Source organism: Variovorax sp. 350MFTsu5.1, from assembly GCF_048302515.1.
GTDB lineage: Bacteria > Pseudomonadota > Gammaproteobacteria > Burkholderiales > Burkholderiaceae_C > Variovorax > Variovorax guangxiensis.
The window spans coordinates 5,998,365-6,019,844 of the sequence record NZ_CP157620.1 but is presented as its reverse complement, the minus strand read 5'-3'; the positions used below and the strand labels follow the sequence as shown (position 1 = coordinate 6,019,844).

General features: G+C 70.2%; 20 protein-coding genes. 4 read left to right on the top strand and 16 right to left on the bottom strand.

Annotated elements, in window-relative coordinates:
• Positions 1-69 precede the first annotated feature (69 nt).
• Positions 70-642 (top strand): Holliday junction branch migration protein RuvA, encoded by a 573-nt coding sequence (gene ruvA, locus ABL843_RS27335; protein WP_126023684.1) that lies wholly within the window; start codon positions 70-72, stop codon positions 640-642.
• A gap of 19 nt (positions 643-661) precedes the next feature.
• Here ruvA and ABL843_RS27330 read toward each other — a convergent pair whose 3' ends face one another.
• The 8 genes from ABL843_RS27330 to ABL843_RS27295 form a co-directional block, all read right to left on the bottom strand.
• A complete protein-coding gene (locus ABL843_RS27330) occupies positions 662-1,663 on the bottom strand; it encodes a Bug family tripartite tricarboxylate transporter substrate binding protein (protein ID WP_418118004.1) in 1,002 nt (333 codons plus the stop codon).
• A gap of 38 nt (positions 1,664-1,701) precedes the next feature.
• A complete protein-coding gene (locus ABL843_RS27325) occupies positions 1,702-2,973 on the bottom strand; it encodes an alkyl sulfatase dimerization domain-containing protein (RefSeq protein ID WP_418118003.1) in 1,272 nt (423 codons plus the stop codon).
• Entirely contained in the window at positions 2,970-4,313 is a 1,344-nt protein-coding gene (locus tag ABL843_RS27320) for a DUF1254 domain-containing protein (RefSeq protein WP_418118002.1), read from the bottom strand. Before ABL843_RS27320 ends, ABL843_RS27325 begins: the two co-directional genes overlap by 4 nt.
• Before the next feature lie 3 nt (positions 4,314-4,316).
• A complete protein-coding gene (locus tag ABL843_RS27315) occupies positions 4,317-5,699 on the bottom strand; it encodes a DUF1254 domain-containing protein (protein WP_418118001.1) in 1,383 nt (460 codons plus the stop codon).
• A 34-nt stretch (positions 5,700-5,733) separates the two neighbouring features.
• Entirely contained in the window at positions 5,734-6,687 is a 954-nt protein-coding gene (locus ABL843_RS27310; protein WP_418120527.1) for a Bug family tripartite tricarboxylate transporter substrate binding protein, read from the bottom strand.
• 49 nt (positions 6,688-6,736) lie between these two features.
• A complete protein-coding gene (locus ABL843_RS27305; protein ID WP_418118000.1) occupies positions 6,737-8,848 on the bottom strand; it encodes an acetate--CoA ligase family protein in 2,112 nt (703 codons plus the stop codon).
• Positions 8,849-8,871: 23 nt separating this feature from the next.
• A complete protein-coding gene (locus ABL843_RS27300) occupies positions 8,872-9,936 on the bottom strand; it encodes a porin (RefSeq protein WP_418117999.1) in 1,065 nt (354 codons plus the stop codon).
• Positions 9,937-10,071: 135 nt separating this feature from the next.
• Positions 10,072-10,227: a hypothetical protein gene (locus tag ABL843_RS27295; protein WP_354425458.1), complete on the bottom strand. Its 156-nt coding sequence runs from the start codon at positions 10,225-10,227 to the stop codon at positions 10,072-10,074.
• On the opposite strand from ABL843_RS27295, the gene ABL843_RS27290 reads away from it, so the two are divergent.
• Positions 10,226-10,837 (top strand): Crp/Fnr family transcriptional regulator, encoded by a 612-nt coding sequence (locus tag ABL843_RS27290; RefSeq protein WP_126023815.1) that lies wholly within the window; start codon positions 10,226-10,228, stop codon positions 10,835-10,837. The genes ABL843_RS27295 and ABL843_RS27290 overlap by 2 nt on opposite strands.
• Positions 10,838-10,855: 18 nt before the next feature.
• Here ABL843_RS27290 and ABL843_RS27285 read toward each other — a convergent pair whose 3' ends face one another.
• The 7 genes from ABL843_RS27285 to ABL843_RS27255 form a co-directional block, all read right to left on the bottom strand.
• The gene (locus tag ABL843_RS27285; protein ID WP_418117997.1) at positions 10,856-11,458 is read right to left on the bottom strand and encodes a YdeI/OmpD-associated family protein; all 603 of its coding nucleotides are present in this window, start codon (positions 11,456-11,458) and stop codon (positions 10,856-10,858) included.
• Entirely contained in the window at positions 11,455-12,411 is a 957-nt protein-coding gene (locus ABL843_RS27280; RefSeq protein WP_418117995.1) for a phosphatidate cytidylyltransferase, read from the bottom strand. The genes ABL843_RS27285 and ABL843_RS27280 overlap by 4 nt, the downstream gene beginning before the upstream one ends.
• Positions 12,408-13,127 (bottom strand): lysophospholipid acyltransferase family protein, encoded by a 720-nt coding sequence (locus tag ABL843_RS27275; RefSeq protein ID WP_418117994.1) that lies wholly within the window; start codon positions 13,125-13,127, stop codon positions 12,408-12,410. The genes ABL843_RS27280 and ABL843_RS27275 overlap by 4 nt, the downstream gene beginning before the upstream one ends.
• A 124-nt stretch (positions 13,128-13,251) precedes the next feature.
• On the bottom strand, positions 13,252-13,698 hold the full coding sequence (locus ABL843_RS27270) for a hypothetical protein (RefSeq protein ID WP_126023676.1): 447 nt from the start codon (positions 13,696-13,698) through the stop codon (positions 13,252-13,254).
• Positions 13,688-15,040, bottom strand: a complete 1,353-nt coding sequence (locus tag ABL843_RS27265) for a phosphatase PAP2/dual specificity phosphatase family protein (protein ID WP_418117993.1) — start codon at positions 15,038-15,040, stop codon at positions 13,688-13,690. Before ABL843_RS27265 ends, ABL843_RS27270 begins: the two co-directional genes overlap by 11 nt.
• Entirely contained in the window at positions 15,037-16,803 is a 1,767-nt protein-coding gene (locus tag ABL843_RS27260) for a bifunctional alpha/beta hydrolase/class I SAM-dependent methyltransferase (RefSeq protein WP_418117992.1), read from the bottom strand. Before ABL843_RS27260 ends, ABL843_RS27265 begins: the two co-directional genes overlap by 4 nt.
• The gene (locus ABL843_RS27255) at positions 16,800-17,426 is read right to left on the bottom strand and encodes a CDP-alcohol phosphatidyltransferase family protein (RefSeq protein ID WP_184640856.1); all 627 of its coding nucleotides are present in this window, start codon (positions 17,424-17,426) and stop codon (positions 16,800-16,802) included. Before ABL843_RS27255 ends, ABL843_RS27260 begins: the two co-directional genes overlap by 4 nt.
• Before the next feature lie 169 nt (positions 17,427-17,595).
• Between ABL843_RS27255 and ruvB the strand changes: the two genes are divergently transcribed.
• Complete coding sequence (gene ruvB, locus ABL843_RS27250; RefSeq protein ID WP_369660747.1) at positions 17,596-18,660, top strand: Holliday junction branch migration DNA helicase RuvB; 1,065 nt, start codon at positions 17,596-17,598, stop codon at positions 18,658-18,660.
• A gap of 5 nt (positions 18,661-18,665) precedes the next feature.
• On the top strand, positions 18,666-19,628 hold the full coding sequence (dmeF, locus tag ABL843_RS27245) for a CDF family Co(II)/Ni(II) efflux transporter DmeF (RefSeq protein ID WP_418117990.1): 963 nt from the start codon (positions 18,666-18,668) through the stop codon (positions 19,626-19,628).
• 31 nt (positions 19,629-19,659) lie between these two features.
• On the opposite strand, the gene ABL843_RS27240 is transcribed toward dmeF, so the two are convergent.
• Positions 19,660-21,402, bottom strand: coding sequence for a lysoplasmalogenase family protein (locus tag ABL843_RS27240; protein WP_418117989.1), 1,743 nt, complete (start codon positions 21,400-21,402; stop codon positions 19,660-19,662).
• Positions 21,403-21,480: the final 78 nt, after the last annotated feature.

Here is a 21,480-nt window from a genome sequence, read left to right as displayed (position 1 = left end):
GGCCGCCGGTGTTGCCCCCTTGAGGGGGGAAGCGGCTACACGAAGTGAGCAAGCAACGGGGGGGAGCCAATGATAGGCAAACTGACCGGCATCCTTGCCGAACGCAATCCGCCGCAGGTGGTGGTGGACTGCAACGGCGTCGGCTACGAAGTCGACGTGCCGATGAGCACGTTCTACAACCTGCCGAACGTCGGCACCAAGGTGTCGCTGCTCACGCACTTCGTCGTGCGCGAGGACGCGCAGATTCTCTACGGCTTCGGCACGGCGGAAGAGCGCGCCGCCTTCCGCCAGCTCATCAAGATCACCGGTGTGGGCCCGCGCACCGCGCTGGGCCTGCTCTCGGGCATGAGCGTGGGCGAGCTCTCGCAGGCGATCACAACGCAGGAGCTGGGCCGGCTGGTGAAGATCCCCGGCATCGGCAAGAAGACGGCAGAGCGGCTGCTGCTGGAGCTCAAGGGCAAGCTCGGCGCCGACATCGGCCTGCCGGCGCACGCCGCCTCCGACGCGCAGGCCGACATCCTGCAGGCGCTGGTCGCGCTGGGCTACAGCGACAAGGAAGCCGCGCTCGCGCTGAAGGCGCTGCCCAAGGATGTGGCAGTGAGCGAGGGCATCAAGCTGGCGCTGAAGTCGCTGGCCAAGTAAGGCGGGCGCGGCCGGGGCTTCACTCCAGCGTGAGCCCGATGTCCTTCACCAGCACGCTCCAGTCGTGCAGGTCCTTCTGCATCGTCGCGGCGAACTGCTCGGGCGTGTTCTGCGGCAGGTCGGTGAAGTTCAGTTCGCGCAGCCGCTCCACCACGGCCGGGTCCTTCAGCACCTGGTTCACCGCCGCGTTGAGCTTCTTCACGATGGCCGGAGGCGTCTTCGCGGGCGCCAGCACGCCGTACCACGAGTAATTGCCGAAGGGGTAGCCGGCCTCGGTCATCGTCGGCACGTCGGGCAGCATCGGGATGCGCGAGGGGCCGCTGTTGGCCAGCGCCTTCAGGCGCCCGGCGCGCACCAGTTCCACCGTGGACGACATGTCGGCGAAGGCCGCGTCCACCTGCCCGCCCATCAGGTCCTGCACGCAGGGGCCGCTGCCCTTGTAGGGCACGTGCGTCATCGACAGGCCGGCCTGCTTCTTGAGGCTCTCCATCGCGAGGTGGCCGCCGGAGCCGCTGCCCCACGAGCAATAGTTGAGCTTGCCGGGGCGGGCCTTGGCATAGGCGACGAATTCCTTGAGCGTCTTCACCGGCAGGTCCGGCCGCACAAGCAGCAGGTTGCCGCCGCGCCCGATCTGCGCCACGGGCGCGAAGTCCTTCAGCGGGTCGTAGGGCAGCTTCCTGTAGAGGCTGGGGTTCACCACCATCGCCGCCGCGTAGGTGAACAGCAGCTTGTAGCCGTCGGGCGTGGCGCGCGCCGCGAGCTCGGTGCCGAGGATGCCGTTGGCGCCCGGGCGGTTGTCGATGATGAAGGGCTGCTTCAGCGACTTGGAGAGCGCATCCGCGATCAGCCGCGAGATGGTGTCGGTGCCGCCCGCCGCCGCCGTCGGCACGATCAGCGTCACCGGCTTGTCGGGATACGCGTCGGCACTGCCCTGCGCATGGCCGGAGGCTGCGGCCCATGCCGCGAGCGCCCCCACGGCCAGGTTGCGCAGATGGCGTCGGAGGAGTGTTGTGCTTCTCATGTCTTGTCTCCTGGTCTCTCTATCTATCTACCTGTTCGTCAGTGGATGCCGAAGCGCGCCTGCGTTCCCTGCTCGATCATGTCCGCGCCCACGCGATACAGGTTGCGCGAGACGTAACTCGGCACCTGCCGCGCGCGCTCGCGCAGCCATTCGGCCTTCAGCGAGCGCGCCTCCACGATCTCGGGCGCGTCGCCCTCGGCCGTGGCCAGCAGGTCGATCACGTGCAGCGCGAGCTGCCAGCGGCCTTCCTTCGCGAAGCCGCACGCCCGCACGATCACGCCGCGCTTGTCGGTGATGGCCTCCGCCACGGCCCGGCCGATGGCCTCCGGCGCCTCGGGATGCAGCGAGGTCGGGTTGCGGTCCCACCAGCCGTTCTCCGAGCGGTAGATGTCGCGCACGATGTAGCCGGGGTCGCCATAGGTGGGCTTCATCCACTCGACGCCGAACAGCTCGTCGGGAAAGCGCATGCGCGCCAGCACGCCGCGCTCGTTGTGCCCCTCGTTCATCAGCCGCACGACCTCGGCGCGCAGCCAGCGCAGCGCGCGCGCGGTGTGCGTGAGCACGTGCCGCACCTGCTCCTCGCCTTCGAGCGTGGCGCCGAACTCGCGCACCGCCTTGCGCGCACCGAGCGCGGCGAGCGCTTCGAGCGTGTCGGCCCAGCGCACCGTGTCGCGCATCGTGCGAAACGGCGTGCCGATGTTGGGAATCGAGTCGATCAGCGCCGCGCCGCCGTACAGCACGCGCTGCGACGGGCTCCACAGCGCGATCGCATCGTCGGTCTCCGAAGGTGCCCAGCGCAGCTCGATGCGGCTGTCGCCCTGTCCGATCTGCAGCCGGTCGTCGAAGATCTCCGTGGGCGGATGCATGGCGAGCCGGTGGTCGAAGAAACCGGCGGGCCGGTTGAACTGGATCTCCGCCATGCGGTGCTGCAGCGTCTCGGTCTCGCGGTAGCGCGCGTGGCGCTTCGGCACGTTGCGGTGCGCGATGACGCGCGGCGGCGCATCCCCGCGCTGCGCGGCATGCGCGAGCCACATCGGCACGCCGGAGTTGTAGCCCACGTGCCCGTGGCTGAAGCACAGCGCATGCAGCGGCGCGTTGCTGATCTGGCGCACCGCGTCGATCATGCCCTGCGTCACCGCGCCGCCTGGCCCGGCGTCGATCACCACGAGGCCGGCATCGGTCTCGGCCACGAAGGACTGTCCCTGCCCGCGCAGGATGTGCAGCCCCGGCGCAACCGTCTCGGTGCCCGTGCCGACGATGAGGAAGGGCTTTTCCTGTTCAGTGTTGTTCGTACTGTTGTTGGTGCTCATGCGGCCTCCGCGATACGCACCAGCGCCGGCAGCGCATAGCGGCCGTCCAGCATTTCCTCGCGCGGCACATAGGCGCGCAGGCACAGATAGAAATCGCCGGCGGGCGCCGGCAGCCAATTCGCGCGCGCGGTCTCGCCCTCGGGGCTCGCATGCTGGATGTGCAGCGTGAGCCCGCCGTCCGCATCGCGGCGCAGCGCCGGCGTGCGGTCGCCGATGGTGTAGCGGTCGATGGGGTTGTCCACCAGCATGTAGTCGCGGCTGTCGTACATGGTGAGCGACCAGAAGGCTTCGACCGGCGGCAGCGCGCCCGGCGCGAAGCGCAGTGTGTAGCGGCCGCTGCCGTCGAGCTTGCGCCCCGTGGCGTCGTGCCAGGCCAGCGGATAGGTCGCCTCGCGGCTCTCGAGCATGCCGATGTACTTGAGCGCGACCAGCGCGCGCGCGAGGTGGTCGTCGCCGAAGCTGCCTTCGACCAGCGGCATCTGCACCCAGCCCGAAGGTGCCGTGGTGCCCGACTGCGCATTGCGCAGGCGCGGCAGCACGGCATCGAGCGCGTCCTGCAGCAGGCCGAGCTGCGTTTCGTCGGGCGTGCCGGCATCGGGGCCCAGCCCGAGCCGTGCGAAGCGGGCGAGCAGCGCGGCATCGCGCGCGGGCGGCAGGTTCTCGCGCAGCGCCCGATTCACCTGGGTGGCGAAGTGCTCGGCGCCCAGCGGCGCCTTCGGGTCGCAGGCCGGGTCGAAGTGCTTCGGCATCGATGCCGCCTTGCCGGCCCGCCAGTCGCCGAGCGTGCGCACGACGAAGCCGTCCTGCAGCGCATTGACTGCGGGCACGTCGCCCGGCCCGTCGACCAGGATGCGGCCGATGACCCACAGCCAGCGCGTCGGTGCCTCGATGTGCGAGCCGGGTTGCGCGAACGCGGCCGGCACTTCTCCGCGCCAGCCCGGAGGCGTGACGAGGAAGGAGCGCGCGGCCGTGCCCGTGAGCCGCTGGCCGATATGCGCGAAGGGGTTCGTGTAGAAGTCCAGCAGGCCCAGCACGTAGTAGCGCCCGGCCGTGTCGGGCACGTCGATCACCAGCGGGCCGTCGCCCAGGTCCAGCCATGCGTTGGTGTAGAGCGTGTCGTTGTTCGGCGTCACCACGCGGCTCTTGCCCGCTCCCAGCAGCTGGCGCGCGTGGGTGAACACGTTGCACCAGCGATGGGGCTTGGGCGCTTCGCCGGCGCTGTCGGTGCGTTGCGGCGAGGTGGCGGCGCGCATGCGGCTCATCTCGTAGAGCGGAAAGGCGTAGACGACGGCTTGCTCGGCCAGCGTGCGCAGTTCGTCGTCGATGGTTGTCGTCTGCATCGCTCAGGCCTCCCGTGCCTGCAGGGCGGGAATGCGCCAGCTCTGCACGCCTTCGCGCGGGTAGTACATGCGCAGGATCAGGTAGAAGCGGCCGGCCGGCGCGGGCAGCCAGTTGGACGTGTCGGCCGGGCGCAAATGGCTCAGGCTGAGCTCCAGGCTGCCGTCGGCCGCGCGCTTCAGTCCGGGCGTGCGGTCGCCGATCGCATGTCGTTTGATCTCGTTGGGGTAGAGGAAACGGTCGGCGTCGTAGAGCGTCACCGACCAGAAGGCATCTGCGGGCGGCAGGTCGTCGGCCTCGAAGCGCATCGTGTAGCTGCGCCTGCCGTCCAGCGGCTCCTGCTTCTCGTCGTAGTGCGCGGCGGCGTACACCGCCTCGCTGGTGGCCAGCGCGCCCAGGCCCAGGTAGGCGGTGCGGGCGCGGCCGAGGAACTCGTTGCCGTAGCGGCCGGTGGAAGGCGTCATCGACCAGGGCTTGGGGCGGCGGTTGCGGCCCGCGGCACCTACCAGCTGCACGCCTTCGGCGAAGCCTTCGATCAGCCCTTCGCGCGCGGGCTCGTCCAGCGTGTCCCACGAGAAGGTGGCGTCCGGTCGCAGCCCTGCCTGGCCGAACCAGGCGACCAGCGCGCGGTCTTCCACGCGGCCCGGCGCCTCGGCGAGCTCCAGGCACATGTTGGTGAAGAAGCGCGGCGCCACCTGCGCGGCCGGCTCGCCGTTCTCGAACGCAGCAGCCATGGCATCCACCGCCGGGCCGGCCCAGTGTTCGACGGCGGCGGGCCGTCCCTGCAGCACTGTGCCGGGTGCGGGCTCCAGCCTGATCTCGGACTGCAACGCGCGCGCGGCCGGCCAGTCGCTCTCGTCGCCGACGAGGATGCGGCCGATCAGCCAGACGAGGTCGGTCGGGCAGCGCACCACGCGGTGGCCCTCGAGCGATGCCGGCACCGTGCCGCCGGGGCCGACGAGCACCACCGTCTCGCCCTCGGGGTTGCAGTTGCGTGGCCCCAGGTTCTCGAAGTTCTCGGTGTAGGCGTCGTACAGCGGCAGCACGAAGTAGCGGCCCGGGTGGCGCGACGACGCGGGCACGGTCAGCAGCATCGGCCCCTGCGCCAGGTGCACCCAGGCGATGGTGTAGAGCAGGTCGTTGGCTGGCGTCACCACGTCGCGGTCTTCATCGGTGGAAGGGCGCGGCGCGTGATGCAGCGTGTTCACCGGCGCGCGCACGTCCGAACCGTGCGAGGCGCCGGTGCGGCGCTCGCCCCGGGGCGCGGTCTGCATCGCGCAGGTGCGGTAGGTCTCGGTGAGCGGATAGCCGTAGACGAAGGCGGCCAGGCCGATGGAGCGGGCCAGCGCCTTGCGCGCGGCAGTGACGGTGGAATCGGGAGCGGTCATCGGGATGTCTCTTTGCTGGAGTTCATGGATCGGTTCAATCGAGCTTCACGCCCGTGGCCTGCGTGAGCCGCAGCGTCACGGGAAGGAACGCCTTGTAGGCAGCGGTGGCTTCGGCCGGCAGGTTGCCCACCGGCTCGGCGCCGAGTTCCTCGATGCGGCGGCTGACCTCGGGCTGGCGGATCACCGCGCTGACTTCGCGCCCCAGCCGCTCGACCACCGCGTCGGGCGTCTTCGCGGGCGCCATCAGCGAGGTCGGGCCGGTCAGCGCATAGACCTCGTCGGCGTAGCCCTGCTCGGCGAAGGTCGGCACGTCGGGCAGCGCCTTGGCGCGGCGCGGGCCGGCCACCGCGAGCGCACGCAGCTTGCCGGCCGCGATGTACGGCTGCAGCGTGGTGACCGAGCCGACCGTCATGTTGATGACGCCGCTGATCAGGTCCACCGCCATCGGGCTCTCGCCCTTGTAGGGCACGTGCAGCGTCTGCAGGCCGTAGGTCTTGTCCATGTAGACCTGGATCTGGTGCGGCTGCGTGCCCGGGCCCCACGAGCCCATCGTGTACTTGCCGGGCGCTGCCTTCACCGTGGCGATGAGGCTCCTGAAATCCTTCGCCGGCACGGAAGGATGCACCGCCAGCACGGTGCGCGTGGTCGCGATGTCCGAGACCATGCGCAGGTCGGTGCGCGGGTCGTAGGGCAGCTTGCTGTAGAGCACCATGTTCGCGGTGACCGGGCCCGGCACCGTCAGCAGCAGCGTGTAGCCGTCGGGCGCGCTCTTGGCGACGTAGTCGGTGCCGATGATCCCGCCCGCGCCGCTGCGGTTCTCGACCACCACCGGCTGGCCCAGCCGCTTCGACAGCCCCTCCGCCACGATGCGCGCGAGGATGTCGGTGGAGCCGCCCGCCTGGTACTGCACGACGATGCGCAGCGGCTTCGACGGAAAGGGCGCTTCGGCGTGCGCGATGGCGGCACCCATGCCGAGGATGCCGAGCATGGCAAGTTGTCTCTTCGATGTCGTCATGCGGTCTGTCTCCCGTGGTTGTTCATGCGGCGCGTCCGACGACCAGCGCATCGACCGCCACGCAGCCGCCGTCGGCCCGAGGCCGCGCGATCAGCGGGTTGATCTCGGCGCTGTCGAGCGAATCGCCTGCGCGCAGCGCGAAGCCCGCCAGCGCGCACAGGGCATCGGCGATCGATTCGAGATCGACCGGCGCACGCCCGCGCGCGCCGTGGAGGATCGCGAAGGCGCGCAGCTCGCGCACCATGGCCAGCGCGTCGTCGCGCGTGATCGGCAGCGCGCGCAGCGACACGTCGCGCAGCGTCTCGACGTGGATGCCGCCCAGGCCGAACATCAGCACCGGCCCGAACACCGGGTCGCGGTGCACGCCCGCGATGCATTCGACGCCGCCCGTCAGCATGCGCGCCACCAATGCGCCGTCGAGCCGTGCATCAGGCCGTGCCGAAAGGGCATGGTCGCGCGTGCGCTCGAAGGCTGCGCGCGCCTGCGCAGCGCCGCGCAGCCCGAGTGCAACGCCGCCGACGTCCGACTTGTGCGGGATGTCCGCGCTGACGATCTTCACCACCACCGCGTCGCCGATGGCCTCGGCGGCGGCCGCCGCCTCGTCGGCGCTGCGCACCACCCGGTGCTCGACCACCGGCACGCCGGCCTCGGCAAGCAGCGCCAGCGCGTCGGGCTCGGACATGGTGCCGGGGGACAGCTTCAGCGGATTCGAGGCGAGAGCCGGGACCGTCGAAGGCACCGCGCCGGTCTTCAGCCCCGCGAGCGCGGCGATCGTGCGGATGCCGTCCGAAGGATCGGCGAACACCAGGCAGCGCATCGCCTCCAGCTCCGCGCGGCGCTCGGGCGCCAGCAGCGTGCTGATGGCCAGCAGCGTGTCGGGATAGGCCGCGCGCAGCGAGCCCACCAGTTCGCGCAGCACCGGCCAGAAGGCGTCCGACGCGCCCGCGGCCGCGAGGAAGCCCATCCACGATGAGAAGCCCCGGTCGTCGAGCATCACACGGGCGCTGCGCTCCAGCAGGCTCATGTCGTTGGTGACCTGCCCGGTGATGTCGACCGGGTTGCGCGGCGCCGCGAAGGGCACCCAGCTGCGCAGCGTGTCCTGCGCCGCATCGCTGAGCGGCTGCACGTCCAGGCCCTGCGCCGAGGCCTCGTCGGCCATCAGCGCGCCCACGCCGCCAGAGAGCGTGAACAGGCCGATCGAGCGGTCGCGCGGCCGGCCGGCCACGGCCGCGCTGTGGGCCAGGTCGAAGAACTCGGTGAGATTGCGCGCGCGCAGCACGCCGTACTGGCGGAACACAGCGTCATACACCGCGTCGTCGCCTGCCAGCGCGGCGGTGTGCGAGGCCGCGGCCTGCGCGCCAAGCGCCGTGCTGCCCACCTTGACCATCACCACCGGCTTTCCGTTCGCCTGCGCGAGGGCCAGCGCGGCGCGCAGGCGAGGGCCGTCGCGGCAGCCTTCCATGTAGCCCATGATCACGTCGGTGGCCGGGTCCTGCGCCAGCCAGGCGAGGCAGTCGGCGAACTGCACGTCGGCCTCGTTGCCGGTGGTGGCCCACAGCGACAGGCCCACGCCGCGCGCCCGCGCCATCGAGTACGCATACGCGCCGAACGCGCCCGACTGGCTCACCAGCCCGATGCGCCCTGCCGCCACGCGGCCCACGCCGGGCGCCGGCGAGAAGGTCGCGTAGACATTGCGCGCGATGTTCATGAAGCCCAGGCAGTTCGGGCCGACGAGCCGCACGCCGGCCGCGCTCGCCTTGTCGCCCAGCCGCGCCTGCGCGGCCGCGCCCTCGGCGCCGGTCTCGGCGAAGCCCGACGAGAACAGCACCACGCCCTTCACCTTCGCGGCGATGGCGTCGTCGAGCGCGCCGTCGACCAGCGCGGCGGGCACGGCGAGGATGGCCAGGTCCACCGGCTTGCCGATGGACCGCAGGTCGGGCCAGGCCTGCAGTTCCTGGATGCGCCCGGCGTTGGGATTGACCGGGTAGAGCGCGCCGTCGAAGCCGAAGCGGCGCTGGTAATCGATGGGGATGCCGCCGATCTTCTGCGGGCTGGACGAGGCGCCGACCACCGCGATGGAGCTTGGCGCGAACAGGGCCGAGAGCGATTCGGCCTGGGACGAGAAGAAATCCATGGATAGAGGAAAGAGGAGCGGTTTCAGAAGTTGTGGCGGATGCCGGCGGCGAGCACGCGCACGCCGGCGCCGCTGTCGGGCGCGACGGCGATGGTCGCGAGCGAGGCCGAGGCACCGTGCCGGTTGAGCAGGCGCAGCCAGCGCGCATAGAGCACGGTGCGCTTGCTCAGGTAGTAGTCGTAGCCCAGCGTCCACGCGAGCTGCGAGCGGCCGGTGTCGTCCACCTTGCGCTGCATGGCCTCGAATATCAGGTTCGAGGCGGGCGTCACGTTGTAGGTGACGCCCAGGCTCGCGAGCTTCGCCGTGGGCACGCGCGGCAGGTTCGAGCTGTTGCGCACGTAGTTGGCGTAGAACTGCAGCCCGATGTCCGGCAGCTCGTAGGCGCCGCTCAGTGCCTGGTAGGTGGTGGTGGCCGGTTCGGCCACGGGCGCGGCGGCCGAGCCGGAGCGCGCGCGCTGGAAGGCGTAGGCGATGTAGTAGGGCTTGCGTGACCAGCCCAGGCTGCCGCCGTAGAAGTTGCCGCTCTGGTGGCTGGGCGCGCTCGATTCGCCCGGCGCGTAGGCGATGTCCGCGAAGAAGTCGCTGCTGACCGGCGTGCGGTAGCGCACCATGTTGCTGGCACGCGCGGCGAAGGGCGTGAGCCCCGGCTGCGCGTCGGTGGCGGCCACCAGGTTGATCGGCGAGAACACCGAGTTCACGCCGTACGGGTCGGCCTTGAACAGCGTGTAGAACATCGGCGTGTACATGCGGCCCGCATCGATCTGGCCCCACGGTCCCGACAGGCCCACGAAGGACTGCCGGCTGAACGACATGGCCGGCCCGGGCAGCGTGCCGTTGCCGGTGTCGGGCGCGAAGCCGCTTTCGAGCGTGAAATGCGCGCTGAGCCCGCCGCCGAGGTCCTCGGTGCCGCGAAAGCCCAGGCGCGAGGCGGTCTGGCCGCCATCTTCGAGCCGCTTCGACGAGGTGATGCCCGACTTGGCGAAGGCCATGTAGAGGTCGACCGTGCCGTAGATGGTCACGCTGCTCTGGGCCAGGGTGAGCGAGGAGTAGGCCGCCAGCGCGAGGCCGGCGGCGGCTGTCTTCTTCATGTGCTGCTTGTCTCCGGTAGGGCTTGCCGCATGCGGATGCATGGCGGTGCCGCTTGTGTGCTTGTGGATGTCCGGTGCTTACGATAGAAATGACGCCCTCCCGAATCTGTCAATGCTTTGACAGATTCATGAACATCACGGCAGGGAGAACCCGCTGACCCGATCGCCCCGCTCCACCCCCAGGAACGCCGAAGAGAGCGCCGCGCTCATCGAGCGCGCACTGCGCTGGAACGAGCTGTTCTCGCGCTGGCCCGACGCGCGCCGCACCGAGCTCATGAAGTCCGCGCGCATGGAGCGCTACAGCCGGCGCACGCAGGTGCTCGCGCACGACCGCCACCGGCGCGAGCTGCTGGTGGTGGTGTCGGGCTGCCTCGAGATCAGCAGCATGAGCGCCAACGGCCGCAAGTACGTCAACGCACTGCTGGGCCCGGGGCAGGTGGCGCCGCTGGTGCGGCTGCTGGAAGACGTTCCGCTGGCCTACGACTACCACGCGCACGAGGATTCGGTGATCGTCCACCTGCCCAGCGACGCGGTGATCGCGGTGCTCGACGCCGAGCCGGTGCTGTGGCGCGACGTGGCCAAGCTGGGCCTGCAGCGCCAGCGGCTGAGCATCGTGCTGCTGCAGAACCAGATGCTCAACTCGATCCACGGGCGTGTGGCGGCCACGCTGATGAGCCTGGTCCACTTCTACGGCGGGCAGGGTCCTGGAACCGCGGAGGACGCCGGGGGGCCGCTGGTGCGGCTGTCGCAGAACGACCTGGCGGCCATGCTGGGCCTGTCGCGCCAGACCATCAACAAGGAACTGGGACGCCTGGTTGAAGAGGGCGCCATCGACATGCGCTACAAGCGCATCCGCATCGTCGATGCGGACCGGCTGGCGCGCATCGCCGCCGGCACCTGAGGAGGAGCCGGATGAGGCTCAGGGGTGGATCTTCTCGCCCTTGGCGAGCATCTCCACGAACTGCGCGATGCGCCGCGCGCGGGTCTCGGGCTTCTTCGCGCCCTGGGTGCGGAACAGCACCGCGAAGCGGTTGCGCGAATCGAGCGTGGCGAAGAACTTCGCGGCCTTCTTGTTGGCGTCGAGCGCGGCCTGCAGGTCGGGCGGCACCGTCGCGGCGCTGACGCCCTCGTAAGCCGCCTCCCAGCGGCCGTCGGCCTTGGCGCGTTCGATCTCGCCATGGCCGGCCGGCTGCATGCGGCCTTCCTCGATGAGCTTGAGCACCTTGGCGCGGTTGATCTGCGACCAGATGCTGCGCTTGGTGCGTGGCGTGAAGCGTTGCTGGAAGTACTGCGCGTCGTCGCTCCTGCGCTGGCCGTCGATCCAGCCCCAGCACAGCGCTTCTTCGAGCGCGGCGGCGTAGTCGATGGAGGCGATGCCGCTGTCCTTCTTCGCGATGCGCAGCCATATTCCGGCGGCGCTGGCGTGGTGGCGCCTGAGCCAGCGCGCCCACGCGGCTGCGTTGGCGCACTCCAGAGGCGCCTCGTGCACGACGCGCTCTTCTTGCTCTTGCGCCTTGCTCATGGCACCCACCAGTAGCGCAGCGCGTGGAAGTAGATGGGCGCCGCGAAGATCACCGAGTCGAGCCGGTCGAGCATGCCGCCATGGCCCTCGATCATCGAGCCCCAGTCCTTCACGCCGCGGTCGCGCTTGATGGCCGACATCACGAGCCCGCCGAAGAAGCCCATGAGGCAGATGGTGAGCGCCATCAGCGCCGCCTGCCACGGGTTGAAGGGCGTGGCCCAGTACAGCGCCGCGCCCAGCGCGGTGGCGCTCGCGACGCCGCCGACCAGGCCTTCCCATGTCTTGGAGGGCGAGAGCTCGGGCGCCACCTTGCGCTTGCCGAAGAGCTTGCCCCACACGTACTGCAGCACGTCGCTGCCCTGCACCACGATCACGAGGAAGGCGATCAGCAGCAGGTTGCGGCCCTCGAAGCCCGGAATCTGCAGCGTGAGCAGCGCGGGCACGTGGCTGATGCAGAACACGCACACCATCAGCCCCCACTGGATCTTCGAGGTGCGCTCCAGGAAGCGCCGCGTGTCGCCGCCCACCGCCGCCAGAATGGGCAACAGCAGGAAGGCGTAGACGGGGATGTAGATGGCGTAAAGCCCGTACCAGTCGATCCAGATCAGGAAGTACTGCCCCGGCAGCGCGAGGTAGAAGGCCAGCGCGATCGGCGCATGGTCGCCGCGGCGCGTGTAGGCCAGGCTGATGAACTCGCGCAGCGCATAGAACGAGATCAGGTAGAACAGGACGATCACGCCGCCCTTGCCGAAGGCGAAGGCGATGCCGATCACCGCCACCATCACCCACCACGCGTTGACGCGCGAGTTGAGGTTGTCGATCACCGAGTGCGGCTGGCTGTGCGCCACCTTCCACTTGAGCAGCGCGCCGATGGCCGAGGCCAGCACCAGCACGCCGGCCACGCCGCCGAAGAGCTTGAGCGTGGTCCACGCGAAGGGAGAGAGCTCGATCATGCGGCGGTCCCTGTGTTGTTGTTTCCGGCTTGTCCGTTCTCCTCGATGCGGTCGTACTCGGGCCGCAGGTCGAGCATGGCGGCGCGAGCGCGGGCAATGAAGCTGGTCTTGTCCTCGCCCTCTGCCAGCGAGATCGGCGCGCCGTAGCGCACCGTGCACGCCAGCGGAATCGGCACCAGCGTGCCCTTGGGCAGCACGCGCTTGAGGTTCTCGATCCACACCGGCACCAGCCGCACGTTGGGGCAGGCGCGCGCCAGGTGGAAGAGGCCGCTCTTCAGGGGCAGCAGGATCTCGTCGCCGGTGTTGCGCGTGCCCTCGGGGAACATGATGAGCGAGTCGCCGGCGTCCAGTGCCTGCTTCATCTGCTCCACCGGGTTCTCGCCCTGGCCCGAGCCGTCGCGGCGGATCATCAGCGCGTTGAACACGTCGATGCCGATGAACTGCCGCAGCTTCGAGGCCATCCAGTAGTCCTGCCCCGCCACGGGCCGCGTCAGCGCGCGCAGGTCGGGCGGCAGGGTGGCCCACAGCAGCACGAAGTCGCCGTGGCTGGTGTGGTTGGCGAAGTACAGCGTCTGCTCGGCCTTGGGCGTGGTGCCCGACCAGATGGCGCGCACGCCGGTCAGCAGCCCGGCCGCGCCGATGATGAGCTTGCCCGCCACGATGGCGAGCCCGCGCCGCAGCACGGTGCTTTCGGGCTTGTCCGTGCTATCGCTCAAAGCGTCGCCTCCGGCGTGAACGCCTGGTTCGGTGCGCACCGCGGAACCGGCTTTGCCGGGCCGCTGGTGCGGCCCCCGGCGAGGGGGGAGGAGGCCACACGCAGTGGGCAAGCCTGGGGGAGAGTCATGACAAGTCCTGTGTCATCAAGGCTAGTAGGAACAAGGCGCTCTGGCAGGCCACCACGATGGCGTGGCGCTGCATGAGCTGGCGGGTGCCCTGCACGCGGTCGTCGAGCGGGCGGGGCGCATGCTGCGAAGGCGGCGGCTCGCGAAGGCCGAGCGAGGAGAGCGCGCGATCGAGCGCCTCGAGCGAGGCGACGGTGTTGCGCGCCAGGCCGTCGAACAGCGCCTCGTCGAAGCGCAGGCGGAACGCGAAGTAGCGCTCCAGCGCGCCGAGGATGACGACGGCGCCGAAGCCCATGGTGGCGGTGGTCGAGAGCGAACGCAGCGTCAGCGCGAGCACCAGCGCCGAGATGCAGGTGAGCGCGAAGCCCCAGAGGGCCAGCAGCGCCATGGCGCGCAGCAGCGCCGCGAGCGCGGCGCATGTGGTTCTGTCGTTGTCATCGGTCATGGTGCGGCACCTCCTGCAAGGGCTCGAACGGCTCCAGGGAAACCCGCCACGCATCCCGCAGCACGATCTGCGGCCGTGCCCGGCGCACCGTGTCCTCGGCCTGGGCGACGCCACCGGCCGCGCCGTAGCGGCCCAGCCAGGCGATCACCGCCGCCGCGCTGCGCGAGAAGCCGAGCGCGCAGCAGACCCACACTGTGGCACCGTCCGCGTTCCTGCGCTGGCCTTCGATGACGGCCGCCGCGCGCTGCAGGCGCACGGTGGGTGGCACCGTCAGGTCGAGGATAGGTACGCAGCGCGCGTGCGGCACGCCGGCGGGCAGCTGCAGCTCGGCGCACAGGCTCACCAGCCGGGGCCGACCGGCCGCCAGCCATTCGGCGTGCGTCGGCCGGCGGCCCAGCCGCAGGCCCGGCACGATCTCGACCGAGGCCGGCAGGCTGCGCGTCCAGAGCCAGGCGTTGATGGCGGCGCCGAGCCGGTAGGGCGCGAGCATCCACCGCGCCGCCCAGGCCATGCGGCCATGGCCGTCCATCTGGAAGCCGCGCGCGCCGAAGCCGGCGTAGTTCAGCGCCACCAGCGCCAGCGAGGCGGCCGGCCAGGCGAGCCACAGCGCGATGCCGCCGCCGTAGAGCGCCGCCGCCAGGAACAGCGCCGCGCCCACCGCGTAGAAACCGGCCAGCTTCCAGCGCTGCGGATCGCGGGTGGTGCGCCAGGCGCGCGGCATCGACACCACGCGCTCCAGCGGCCACAGCCACACGCAGAAGATGCCGAGCAGCGCGCCGGTCGGAATGTCGATGAAGTGGTGCTGCCAGGTCGTGAGCACCGACGCGCAGATGGCGAAGGCCCACACGTGCAGCACCAGCCGCGCCCACAGCGGCTTCAGGAACTGGCGATACCAGTCCCACAGGATCACCGCCAGCGCGATGTGCAGCGATGGCGCCTGGTTGAAGGGCTGGTCGAAGCCGCGCAGCGCGTTGAACAGGAAGGCCGGCGCTCCGTCGACCGGCGGCTGCCCGAAGCTGAAGTGCAGCGGCCACAGCACGAAGCAGGTGCAGGCGACGAGCGTGGCCGTCAGCAGCCGCAGCGCATGCCGGTCGAGCGCATGTTTGCTGCGCGCGAGGAAGAGCGACAGCGCGTAGAAGGCGTTGATCGTCCAGTACGGGAAGATGGTCCACGGCCAGAACGGCACGTGCCGCTCCCATTCGAAGGCCATCGACGGCACGTTGGCGCGCGTGGTGGCCCACCAGTTGGCGAAGCCGTAGGTCGCGTAGAACAGCGGCCCCAGCAGCACCAGCCAGGCGGCTGCGCGCTTCCAGGGCCGTCGTGCCGGCGGGGCGGTCGTCATTGCGTGACGCGCACCGCCAGCGACACCGTGAAGATGCCCCACTCGTCGACCCGCTGGTCGATCTTGCGGAAGCCCGCTTCTTCCACCAACTGGTCCATTTCGTACTGCGTGCGGCGGCGCATCACCCAGGCCTCGCCCTGGCGATGGCTGGTGAGGGCGCGCGCGATCATCTCGAGCTGCGGGTGCCAGGGCTGGCCGGTGTAGACCAGGTAGCCGCGGTCTTCCACCGCGTCGCCCACGCCCGCGAGCGAGCGGCGCACCATCTCGTTGTCGGGGAAGAGCTCGTACAGGCCCGACACCACGGCCAGCGTGGGCCGCGGCGTGACGCTGGCCAGGCTCATGCGGTCGAAGGCGTCGGCCTGCACGAACTGGGCGATGTCCTCCAGGCCCTTCTCGGCGATGAGCGCGCGGCCGTCGCGCACGTTGATGTCGCTGTAGTCGCGCAGCAGGATCGAACTGGCCTTGACCGGGCTGGCCTGCACCGCGTCGAGCACGTAGCGGCCGTGGCCGGCGGCGATGTCCATCAGGCGCACCTCGCGGTGCATCTCGGCCAGCCGCTCCATCGCGATGCGCAGCAGTTCCTCGACGTGGATCTTGCGCTGGCGGATGCCGCGCCAGCCGATCGATTCGAGGTAGGTCTTGTCGATGGAGCGGCCGATGAACGAGCTGCCCTGCGGATGGTTGCGGTAGACGTAGTCGAGCGTGCTGCCGGAGTCGAAGCCGGTTTCGTGGCCCAGCCTGATGCCCTCGGACATCGTGCCGCCCAGCTTCAACCCGGCGCGCGTCATGGCCCAGTAGGCGCCGCGCGGCGACAGGGGCGACAGCGGCTCGGCCAGCGCGCGCGACTCCTCGGCCGTCTCGCCGCTGAGGTGCGCCTCGCGGCGGTCGACCGGCACGGCCGGCTCGTCGAAGCGCTGCAGGATGAATTCGCGGATCTGCGCCACGGCCGGCGCGCGGTCCTTCTCGCCCAGCGTGTCGTGGAAGAAGCCCGGCAGCTCGGTCTTGGTCTTAACCGCGCTGCCCAGCCGCTCGAAGAACTGGTGCTGCGGCTTGTGGTGCACCACCCAGTCGGCGCCCGAGATGAGCAGCTGCACCGGCAGCGTGATCGCGTTGGCGTCGGCCACCACGCGTTCGGCCGCTTCGTACAGGCCCAGCAGGATGTTGACGGCGATCGGCCGGCTGATGAGCGGGTCGCTCTCGTAGCTGGCGATGCGCTCCGGGTCGTGCGTGAGGAACTTCGCCTTCACGTAGCTGTTGACGAAGAACAGGCCGCGCAGCTTGTGCATCAGCGTCAGGCCGGGCCGCGCGAAGGGCACGTAGAGCTTGACCTTGAAGGCCGGCGAGGCGAGCGTGAGGCCGCGCACCTTGGGCGCGTAGTCGTGCGCCCAGGTGGCGATCAGCACCGCGCCCACGCTCTGCGCGACCACGTGGATGTCCTGCTCGGGCACGCCGTGCACCGCGCCGATGTGCTGCACGAAGGTCTGCACGTCGCGCACCGAAGTGCCGAAGCTGGGGCTGTAGCCGCGCTGGCCCGGCGAGCGGCCGTGGCCGCGGGCGTCCCAGGCGTAGAAGTCGAAGTCGGGCAGGTCGAGCTCGTCGACCAGGTGCGCCATGCGCGCGCCGTGCTCGTGGCCGCGGTGGAAAAGCAGCACGGCGCCGCGCCGCGCGGCCCCCGTGGCGGGCCAGCGGCGATAGAAGAGCGATTCGCCGTCGTGCGTCTGGAAGTGGAGTTCCTCGGCGATGCGTGGAGTGGTGTTCGTCATTGAGTCCCTGTCTGATTCTTGTCGTCTGCCTCCGCCAGCGCCCGGCGGATGCGGTTGGTGATGGTCCAGGCCACGAGCGCGGCCACGAGCGGCATCAGCCAGGCCGTCCAGCCCGGCAGCGGCCCGCCCAGCGCCACGTAGAGGCCGAGCGCGCCGAACACGAAGGCCCGGTCGCTCTTGCCCAGCGGGCCGTCGTAGCGGCGCGAGGCGCCCACGGTGGGGCCCAGCGCGCCGGCGAACTCGCTCAGCCCGGCCAGCACGATGACGGTGCCGACCCAGAAGCCGCCGAAGGGCTGGACCAGCGTGAAAGGCAGGTACAGCGCCGCGTCGGAGACCACGTCGGTCAGTTCGTTGAGGAAGGCGCCCAGCTTGCTCTGCTGGTTGTGCTCGCGCGCCAGCATGCCGTCGATGGCGTTGAAGGCCATGCGCAGGAACATCCACAACGGGATGAGCCCGAAGGCCGCCAGCGAGGGCGCCGCGAAGAAGAGCCAGAGTCCGAGCGCCACCGATACCGCGCATGCCGCCAGCGTGACCTGGTTGGCGGTGACGCCCATCGCATGCAGCCGGATCACCAGAGGCCGCAGCAGGGCCTGGAAACGCGGCTTCAGTTCGTAGATCGACACGTGCTGGCTTCCCCTCGTTCGTTATATGGCCGAAGCATTCTGCCAGCGAAGAACAGGCCCCCACGCTCGGCACTGCGTGTCCTCGCTGCCCCCCGAGGGGGCGCTCGCTTGCTTGGGGCGGCCCGGCGCGGCGCTCGGGACTAAACTTGTAGTCGCACACCCCCAGCAAATGACCATCCAGACAGACGATTTCGCGCCCGCTCCCCAACGCGTGGTGTCCGCAGCCCCCGCTTCGCCCAACGAGGAGGCGATCGAACGGGCCCTGCGCCCCAAGCTGCTGGACGAGTACGTCGGCCAGGCCAAGGTCCGCGAGCAGCTCGAGATCTTCATCGGCGCCGCGCGCAAGCGGCAGGAAGCCCTCGACCACGTGCTGCTTTTCGGCCCGCCGGGCCTGGGCAAGACCACGCTGTCGCACATCATCGCGGCCGAACTGGGCGTGAACCTGCGCCAGACTTCCGGCCCCGTGCTCGAGAAGCCCAAGGACCTGGCGGCGCTGCTGACCAACCTGGAGCCGAACGACGTGCTCTTCATCGACGAGATCCACCGGCTGAGCCCGGTCGTCGAGGAAATCCTGTACCCCGCGCTGGAGGACTACCAGATCGACATCATGATCGGCGAGGGCCCCGCGGCGCGCAGCATCAAGCTCGACCTGCAGCCCTTCACGCTGGTGGGCGCGACCACCCGCGCCGGCATGCTGACCAACCCGCTGCGCGACCGTTTCGGCATCGTCGCGCGGCTGGAGTTCTACACGCCCGAGGAGCTGGCGCTGATCGTGCACCGCAGCGCCGGCCTGCTCAAGGTGGAGGCCGACCCGGCTGGCGGCTTCGAGATCGCCCGCCGCTCGCGCGGCACGCCCCGCATCGCCAACCGCCTGCTGCGCCGCGTGCGCGACTACGCCGAGGTCAAGGGCACCGGCCGCATCACCGAAGACATCGCCCACCGCGCGCTGGCCATGCTCGACGTCGATCCGCAGGGCTTCGACCTGATGGACCGCAAGCTGCTGGAAGCCGTCATCCACCGCTTCGACGGCGGCCCGGTCGGGCTGGACAACGTGGCCGCCAGCATCGGCGAGGAGCGCGACACCATCGAGGACGTGATCGAGCCCTACCTCATCCAGCAGGGCTACCTGCAGCGCACCCCGCGCGGGCGCATCGCCACGCTGGCCGCCTACCGCCACCTGGGCGTGGCGCCGCCTTCGGGCCGCGCCGACGGTCCCGATCTCTTTGGAGCCTGAATTCCATGCACACCCATGACCTGAGCGCCTGGCAGCACGACCACCATTTCGGCGCGGACACCTCTTCCGCCGAGCGCAGCACGCGCCTGGTGATGTGGATCACCTTCGCGATGATGGTCGTCGAGATCGGCGCCGGCTGGTGGTTCAACTCGATGGCGCTCCTGGCCGACGGCTGGCACATGAGCTCGCACGCGCTGGCCATTGGGCTGAGCGCCTTCGCCTACGCCGCCGCGCGCCGCTACGCGCGCGACCCGCGCTTCGCCTTCGGCACCTGGAAGATCGAGGTGCTCGGCGGCTTCGCGAGCGCGCTGGCGCTGCTGGGTGTGGCGGCGCTGATGGTGGTGGGCTCGCTGGAGCGGCTGTGGTCGCCCTCGGCCATCCATTACCCCGAGGCCATCGCGGTGGCGGTGCTGGGGCTGGTGGTCAACCTGGTCTGCGCGCGGCTGCTGGGCGGGGCGCATCACCATCACGGGCACGACCACGGCCATGCGCACGATCACCATGGGCACGGCCATCACGACCACCATGGCCACGACCTGAACCTGCGCTCGGCCTACCTGCACGTCGTGGCCGACGCCGCCACCTCGGTGCTCGCCATCGCGGCGCTGCTGGGCGGCTGGTTCTACGGCTGGGCCTGGCTCGACCCGGCGATGGGCATCGTCGGCGCGGTGCTGGTGGCGGTCTGGGCCAAGGGGCTGCTGAAGGAAACCGGCAAGGTGCTGCTCGACCGCGAGATGGACCACCCCGTCACGCAGGAGATCAGGGAAGGCGTAGAGACCATGCTGGCCGACTCCGAAACCCGCGTGGCCGACCTGCACGTGTGGCGCGTGGGCCGCGACGCGTACGCCTGCGCGCTCACGGTGGTGACGCACTCGCCGACGCTCACCGCCGACGAGGTGCGGGCCTGCTTCTCGATGCACGAGGAGATCCGCCACTCGACGGTGGAAATCCAGCGCTGCGCGGATTAGGTCCAGCGGGGAGCGAGCGAGCGAGCCGAAGTCAGGCCTTGGGCCTGGCGTGCCGCACGATCAACACCTGCGCCGCGTAGTAGGTCGCCAGCACCCACAGCTGCGCCAGCGGCAACGGCGCCATGAACTTGTTGATCGCCAGCAGCGAGTCGCTCAGCATGAAGAAGCACGCGCCCACTGCCACCCATGCCGCCGATGGGTCGGCCCGGCGCAGCACCGCGGCGCGCCCTATGGCCTGCGCCGCCATGCAGGCGATCACCACCACGTAGGCGCCGACCGGGATCCGCAGCGCCACAGGCAGCCCGCCGTGCCAGAGAAAGGCGTACATCCCCGCGCCGACCAGCAGCGTGGCCGCCAGCGCCCCCGGCCGCGGGAACAGGCCCACGCCGATGCGAAACAGAGCGATGTAGGCGAGGTGGGCCAGCAGGAAGCACACGAGGCCCGGCACGAACATCCCGCCCGGCCCCATCAGCAGCACGTCGCCTGCCAGCGAGGCGACCAGGCCCGCCAGCAGCAGGCCATCGAAGCCGGTGATCGGGCCGGCCGAAAGCGCCCGCCGGGCCGCGAGGAAGATCGCGATCGACAGCGCCAGCGGCTTGAACAGGTAGTGCAGCCAGCCGATGCCCAGTGCCGCGCTGGCCGTGGCCAGGGCGGCTGCCTCGATCAGCAGCACCTCCGTGACGGCCAGCCGCCCCTGCAGAACGCCGCCGATCGCCCACAGCATGGCCGTCAGCGCGGCCAGCCACACGGCCGAATGCGGCAGCGGCAGGAGGTCGGAGAACCACAGGAACACCACCGCGAACCCGACCAGCAGCAGGAACTGGATGCCCGCGAACCACTGCACGCCCGCGCTCACCACCGGTTCGTAGCGCGTCACCTTCGCGATGTCGAAGGGCGGCTTCGGAAAGCGCGCCGCCACGTCGGCCGGCCGCCAGCCCGGCGGCCTGATCCATACGCGCAGCTTGTCGGCCCAGCTGCGCGCGTGCCATGAATCCTTCGCGAGCGCCCAGTAGACCTCGGCGTTGGCCCACAGCGGGTCCCAGCTGCGCAGCCCGCCGCGCGTGCCGTAGACGCAGCGCTCGTCCTCCTCGCGGAAGGTGCCGAACATGCGGTCCCACACGATCAGGACACCGCCGTAGTTGCGGTCGAGGTACTGGTCGTTCACCGCGTGGTGCACGCGGTGGTTCGAGGGCGAGCAGAACCAGCGGTCGAACCAGCCCAGCCTGCCGACCTGCTCGGTGTGCACCCAGAACTGGTAGAGCAGGTCGACGAGCGCCACCACGCCGAACACCAGCGGCGGCACGCCGGCCACCGCCATCGGCAGGTAGAAGATCCAGCCCAGCAGCGCGCCGCTGGAGGTCTGGCGCAGCGCGGTCGAGAGGTTGTAGTGCTGGCTCTGGTGGTGCACCACGTGCGCGGCCCACAGCACGGCCGACTCGTGGCCCATGCGGTGCAGCCAGTAGTAGCAGAAGTCGTAGAACACGAGCGCCAGCAGCCAGCCGTACCAGGCGGTCCAGAACTCCTTCGCTGCTTCCTGCGGAAAGAGCGCGATCGACGAGTACACGGCCGTGTAGATGCCGATGCGCAGAAGGCCGGTGAGCACCGCGCTGATCTGGCTCAGCATGCCCAGCCCGACGCTGTTGACGGCGTCGGCGAGGCGGTAGGTGTCCTGTCCCGTGCCACGGCGGGCACGCGCGCGGCCGACCGCGAATTCGATCCCCATCAGCAGGAAGAAGACAGGGGTCGCTAGAACGATGATCTGGCCAGGTCGCATCGCGCGATTGTGCGTTGCTGCACTGCGACAAGTCATCGGGATGTCACGGGGACGCCATCGTATGGTCACCCGGCGGTG